The organism is Acidisphaera rubrifaciens HS-AP3 (assembly GCF_000964365.1).
GTDB classification, from domain to species: Bacteria; Pseudomonadota; Alphaproteobacteria; order Acetobacterales; family Acetobacteraceae; genus Acidisphaera; species Acidisphaera rubrifaciens.
In genome coordinates this window covers 1-4,055 of the sequence record NZ_BANB01000536.1, presented here as the reverse complement: position 1 = coordinate 4,055, position 4,055 = coordinate 1, and the positions used below count along the sequence as shown (strand labels likewise).

Sequence of the window (4,055 nt, the reverse complement as noted above, 5' to 3'; positions counted from 1 at the left end):
GCACCACGGCGACGGGCGACAGGTCGAGTGCCGCGAGTTCCGTCCGCAGCGCCGCCTCCGCCGCCGCGATGCGCGCGGCATCGAAATCCAGCGCATCGACCTTGTTCAGCAGCACGATCACGTCGCGCAGTCCGAGCAGGCGCAGCAGCATCGCGTGCCGGCGGGTCTGCTCGCGCGCCCCCTCGGCCGCGTCCACCACCAGCACGGCGGCCGAAGCGTCCGCCGCCCCGGTCAGCATGTTGCGCAGGAACTGCCGGTGGCCGGGCGCATCGATGATGACGAAGCGCCGCCCGCCGAGGGTGACCGGGATGCGGGTGGCGTCGATGGTCACCCCCTGATCGCGCTCGGCCTGCAGGCTGTCGAGCAGGAACGACCATTCGGCGGTCAGTCCGCGCGCCGCACTCGCCGCCCGCATCGCCTCGGCCTGTCCGTCCGACAGGTTGCCGGTGTCGTGCAGCAGCCGGCCGATCAGGGTGGACTTGCCGTGGTCCACGTGACCCGCGAAGACGACCGCGGTCGGCCGGGCGGCCCGGTCGGCGGGCGGCTCGCCGCTGGTGGTATCCATGTTCGGGAAATGGTCCTTGCGTTGAAGGCAGAAGGGTTTACCGCCAGTCTTTCGTGCCGCGCCTACCCCGACAAGCCGTTTGTTGACGCCCGCGGTCCCGGTTGGAGATGCTCCCCCGGCCCGCCCCCGCCCGCCCGGGGTTCGGGACCCCGCCGACGTCCGGAGAGACACGCCGCATGCCCGATCCCGCCCGCCGGCCCACCAAGCGCCGCCGCGCCTGAATGCTGTCCCCCAGCTTCGTCCTCTCGGGCGCCGGCGTCGGCCTGCTGGTCGGGCTGACCGGCGTGGGCGGCGGCTCGCTGATGACGCCCATGCTGATCCTCGTCTACGGCGTGCCGGTCAACACGGCGGTCGCGACCGACCTGCTGTTCGCCGCCGCGACCAACGTCGCCGCGACCTCGATCCACGGGGCGCAGGGCAGCGTGCAGTGGCGGATCACCCTGCTGCTCGCGGCCGGCAGCGTGCCGGCGACGGCGGCGACCCTCGCGGTGCTGCACGGACAGGCGCCGCAATCGGGCGAGGCGCAGCGGCTGATGGCGGTCACGCTGGGGGCGGCGCTGATCCTGACGGCGATCGCGATCCTGCTGCGCCCGCGACTCGTCGCCTGGGCGGCCAGCCGGCACGCGCCGCCGATGATGCGCGCGCGGGCGGCGGCGACCGTCGCGACCGGGGCGGTGATCGGCGTGATCGTGACCCTGTGCTCGGTGGGCGCCGGGGCGATCGGGGTCACGGCGCTGCTGCTGCTCTATCCAGGCACGCGGACGGTGCGGATCATCGCCTCGGACATCGCCCATACCGTGCCGCTCACGCTGCTGGCGGGCGCCGGGCGGTGGTATCTCGGCGGCACCGATTTCGGGCTGGCGGCGTCGCTTCTGGCCGGCTCCCTGCCCGCGGTGCTGATCGGCGGCCTGCTCGCGCACCGGCTGCCGGACCGGGTGGTGCGGTTCGTCCTCGCGCTCGTGCTGCTGGCGACCGGCGCCCGGCTGCTCGCCTGATCCGGCGCGGCGCCTATCCGGCCGCCGCCATCGCCACCACCGCGTCGGCGATGGCGAGCGAGGCGGTCAGGCCGGGGCTTTCGATGCCGAACAGGTTGATCAGGCCGGGCACGCCATGCGCGGCCGGTCCCTGGAGCACGAAATCCTGCCCCGGCGCCCCCTTCGGCACGATCTTCGGCCGTATGCCGGCATAGCCCGGCTGCAACGCGCCGTCGCGCAGGTCCGGCCAGTAGCGGCGCACGGCGGCGTAGAACCCGTCCGCCCGGCGCGGGTCGACCGTGTAATCGATCCGGTCCACCCATTCGACGTCCGGGCCGAACCGCGCCTGTCCGCCGAGATCGAGCGTCAGATGCACGCCAAGCCCGCCGGGCACCGGCACCGGATAGATCAGCCGGCTGAACGGCGCGCGGCCGGCGAGCGTGAAATAGCTGCCCTTGGCATACTTCGCGTCCGGCACCCGGTCGGCCGGCATGCCCGTGATCCGGCGGGCGAGTGCCGGCGCGTGCAGCCCGGCGGCATTGATGAACAGCCGGCAGCGGAGCGCCAGCGTCTCCGCCCCGCCCGCCTCGATCGTCAGCCCGTCGCCCGCCACGGCGCCGCCGCGCACCGGGCTGTGGAAGACGAAGGCCGCGCCCGCCGCCTCCGCCTCGCCCTGGAGCGCCAGCATATAGGCGTGGCTGTCGAGGATGCCGGTCTGCGGCGACAGCAGCGCGGCGGTGCAGGCGAGCGCCGGTTCCAGCGCCCGCGCCTCCGCCCCGGACAGGCGGCGCATCCCCTCCACCCCGTTCGCCTCGGCACGGGCGAGGATGCCGTCCAGACGCGCCGCCTCCTCCGCGTCGGTCGCCACGATCAGCTTGCCGCAGCGGGCATGCGGCACCCCCCGGTCGCGGCAGAACGCATACAGCGCGCGGCGGCCGGCGACGCAGAAGCGGGCCATCAGGCTGTCGCGCGGATAGTAGATGCCGGCGTGGATGACCTCGCTGTTGCGCGAACTGGTCTCCGTGCCGATCCCCTCGGCCGCCTCCAGCACCAGGACCTCGCGTCCGGCGTGGGCGAGCGCCCGGGCGACCGCGATCCCGATCACGCCGGCGCCGGCGATGACGCATTCGACCGTCTCCATGATCCTGGTGTACGCTGCCCCCCGTTCGCCGCTCAACCCGCGGCGCCGCCGACGGAGGATGAGCGATGGACATACCGGCGCAGACCGACACCGCCCCGGTGCTGCTGCAAAGCGACGCGGGCGCCGTCCGCACGCTGACGCTGAACCGGCCGCAGGCGCGCAACGCCCTCTCCAACGCCCTGATCGCCGCCCTGTCGGAGGCGCTGGCGCAGGCCGATGCCGACCCGTCGGTGCATGTGCTGATCCTGACCGGCGCGGGGCCGGGCTTCTGCTCCGGCCACGACCTGCGCGAGATGCGCGCCCATCCGGGCGAGGCGGCGTGCAGCACCGTCTTCGCCTCGTGCTCGCGGATGATGACGTCGATCGTGCGGCTGTCCAAGCCGGTGATCGCCGCCGTCCACGGCATCGCCACCGCCGCCGGCTGCCAGCTCGTCGCCGCCTGCGACCTCGCGATCGCGGGCGAGGGCGCGCGGTTCGCGACGCCGGGCGTGGCCCTCGGCCTGTTCTGCTCGACCCCGATGGTGGCGCTGTCGCGCGCGGTCGGGCGCAAGGCGGCGATGGAGATGCTGCTGACCGGCGAGATGGTCGGCGCGGAGGAGGCCCGCCGCATTGGCCTCGTCAACCGCGTCGTGCCGGATGCCGAGGTGCTGCCGGCGGCCGAGGCGCTGGCGGCGCAGATCGCCGCCCGCAGCCCGCTGGCGATCGCCTATGGCAAGCAGGCGTTCTACCGGCAGATCGAGTTGCCGCTGGAGGAAGCCTATGCCCATGCCTCGGCGGTGATGACCCGCAACATGATGGCGAACGACGCGGCGGAGGGGATCGACGCCTTCCTGACGAAACGCGCGCCGACCTGGACCGGCACCTGATGTTCGGTGCGCGGCTCGTGATCTGGCTCGGCCTGCCGCTCGGCGCGCTGGCGCTGGCGGTGTCGATGACCATGCTGCTGAGCTGGGAGCACGGTTTCGACCTGTGCGCGACCTGGCTCGCGCCGGCCCTGCCCTACTGCGCCCGCTGACCGGCCCGCGCAGTCATGGCCGACCTTTACAAGATCCTCGGCGTGCAGCGCGGCGACAAGCCGGACACGATCCGCGCCGCCTATCGCAAGCTCGCCAAGAAGCACCATCCCGACGTCAATCCCGGCAAGCCGGAGGCGGCCGAGCGGTTCCGCGAGATCGCCGCCGCCTATGACATCCTGTCGGACGCCGACAAGCGCGCCCGCTATGACCGCGGCGAGATCGACGAGACCGGGGCGGAACGCCCGCCCCCGCCGCCGCCGCGCGATTTCTACCGCGCCCATGCCGACGCGCCGGGCGGGGCGAAATACCGCACCGAGCAAGGCATCGACCCCGAGGATCTGGAGGCGCTGTTCGGCCAG

6 protein-coding genes are annotated in these 4,055 nt (G+C 73.5%); 4 read left to right on the top strand and 2 right to left on the bottom strand.

The features are described from left to right. A partial coding sequence (locus B8460_RS14245; protein WP_048862277.1) for a P-loop NTPase family protein occupies positions 1-565 on the bottom strand: 565 nt, incomplete at its 3' end. A 221-nt stretch (positions 566-786) separates the two neighbouring features. Here B8460_RS14245 and B8460_RS14240 point away from each other — a divergent pair. Beyond that, positions 787-1,560, top strand: a complete 774-nt coding sequence (locus tag B8460_RS14240) for a sulfite exporter TauE/SafE family protein (RefSeq protein ID WP_048862276.1) — start codon at positions 787-789, stop codon at positions 1,558-1,560. 13 nt (positions 1,561-1,573) lie between these two features. On the opposite strand, the gene B8460_RS14235 is transcribed toward B8460_RS14240, so the two are convergent. After that, positions 1,574-2,680 (bottom strand): NAD(P)/FAD-dependent oxidoreductase, encoded by a 1,107-nt coding sequence (locus B8460_RS14235; protein WP_048862275.1) that lies wholly within the window; start codon positions 2,678-2,680, stop codon positions 1,574-1,576. Positions 2,681-2,745: 65 nt separating this feature from the next. Here B8460_RS14235 and B8460_RS14230 point away from each other — a divergent pair, with 65 nt between their 5' ends. The 3 genes from B8460_RS14230 to B8460_RS14225 form a co-directional block, all read left to right on the top strand. Then, positions 2,746-3,546, top strand: coding sequence for an enoyl-CoA hydratase (locus B8460_RS14230; protein ID WP_048862274.1), 801 nt, complete (start codon positions 2,746-2,748; stop codon positions 3,544-3,546). Continuing rightward, on the top strand, positions 3,546-3,695 hold the full coding sequence (locus B8460_RS22070; RefSeq protein WP_158322861.1) for a hypothetical protein: 150 nt from the start codon (positions 3,546-3,548) through the stop codon (positions 3,693-3,695). The genes B8460_RS14230 and B8460_RS22070 overlap by 1 nt, the downstream gene beginning before the upstream one ends. Positions 3,696-3,710: 15 nt before the next feature. Further along, the coding region (locus B8460_RS14225) for a DnaJ domain-containing protein (RefSeq protein ID WP_048862273.1) at positions 3,711-4,055 on the top strand (345 nt) is incomplete at its 3' end.